The 1,754-nt window shown below is 47.3% G+C and carries 1 protein-coding gene and 1 pseudogene; both read left to right on the top strand.

Going from position 1 to position 1,754, the window contains the following annotated elements:
• Positions 1-165 precede the first annotated feature (165 nt).
• On the top strand, positions 166-978 hold the full coding sequence (locus tag ACR0ID_RS20345; protein WP_480608398.1) for a hypothetical protein: 813 nt from the start codon (positions 166-168) through the stop codon (positions 976-978).
• A 577-nt stretch (positions 979-1,555) separates the two neighbouring features.
• A pseudogene (locus ACR0ID_RS20340) lies at positions 1,556-1,754 on the top strand (hypothetical protein); the annotation flags it as partial.

The following is a 1,754-nucleotide window of genomic DNA, read 5'->3' as shown; positions in this document are numbered from 1 at the left end:
GCGGACGAAGAGGACCTTCAAATGTGGCGGCCAAACAAGGCGCATCTACATACTACTCGCATGGGTCAGGTGAACATGTTGCATTTTCGCAGTGGAGGCCTTGCCTTTCAAATATACTTCGTTCACTCGTGTCAGCGGAGCGCGTGATAGTAGGTCAGGTACACAATGATCGCAAATGAAGCCATCGAAAAACTGCAAGATTATAGGCTGGTATTCACCGTTACGTCCGGCAGAAGCGGATCCAAATTGCTGACAGCGCTCGCGAGTGTTCTGCAAGATGTTAAGGCAGTCCACGAGGCGCATCCTAGAATGAACTACGTGATGCGTGGTGTTTTGAGTTTTCCGGAAGCAGCAAAGTGGTGGCTAGAAAGTGAAATGTATCCATCGGTCGCTGCGGCAATAGAACAACCGGTTTACCTGGAGACTTCACATTTATTCTGTAAAGGGTTCATCGAGCCAACAATTCAACTTGGCCTTCGTCCCGATTTCATAGTTTTGAAGCGTTCTGCGCATGAAGTAGCAGCGAGCCTTTATTCTATAAATTGCATTCCTGAAAGAACAGGAAGCGGAAGACTAGTGCTTCTCGGACCATCTGACACTGGTGTTTGGAAGGTTCCTGATTGGGAAAAACTGAGCGATTATCAACTGTGCTTCTGGTATGCTCGGGAAATTGAACGTCGGCAGGAATTCTACACAAGCTGGCTTCCAACTCGTGGTTGTGATTGCTTCTCAATTACATTGGAACAGCTTACGCAGGCTTCTAATTTTGGAGATGTTGCTCGGTTTTTGACGGGAACCAGTGATCCAATATTCGAAATGGAAGAAGTAAACGCGGTTTTACAGAAAAATCAAAACCCTCAGGCAGGGCTCGCAACGAGTTTCAGAAGTCCTTTGGGCGAAACTGACCGTATCCAACAAGAAGTAATTGTGGACGAATTAATGCATCAAAATCCTTATGAATTGGAATCTTACACTTGACCGCTCTATCGGCCTTGCTCGTCACTTCAAAGAAGTACGCTGACGCCAGTGCGGTATTCTAAAGCCCACCCTTTTAATCTATTCAGGCTTTGACATAACGTCCAGGTTGGGCTCAGTGCGGTCAGTCGCCGAAATGTCTCGAGCGACAGCAATGCGGAGATTGTGTTGAAAACACCAGAAAATTAGGCGCGCTCAATTTTCTACCAATTTCCATTACCTCATCAAAGTCTGCACCACTTGCCCAGTGCGGGCCGCGACAGCCTCTCCCATCGCCAGACCAGTTTTTTGGCCACCCCCCTCTGGCCGAAACTCTCAACTGCCTCTCAGCATGTAAGTTTTTCACTGGTTTTCGGCGGAAATGGAGTTTTTCAACACTATCCGGACAAAGCCGCCGTTCGAAAGGATGATCGCAAGATGTGCAAAGAGATCTTTCGGGGTCTTATCCACAAAGCTCCAGCTATATTTGTGGCCGCAGGGGCCTTTCGGGGCGAAATGTAATTGCCCATTGAGAAAACCTTGGCGATTTTGGTGGCCGATAACTTGTAACTTGCGATACATCGGTGGGGAACACAGAAAGATGAAGATTTATTTGCATATTGGATTACCGAAGACAGGAACCACGGCAATCCAAAACTGGTGCTATTCAAACTCAGAGGTATTGCGACAGCAAGGTTTTGAATATCCAACCAAGCATTTAAACCCCTCTGATCCCAAGCATTCGTTTTGCTTGCCTGAGTTCAAGACCGGTAATTTCTCAAGACTAGCTGACAGCCTAG

It is taken from the genome of Ruegeria sp. AL2 (assembly GCF_056540845.1).
The sequence above is the reverse complement of the archived record's forward strand: the minus strand, read 5'-3'. Positions and strand labels throughout refer to the sequence as shown.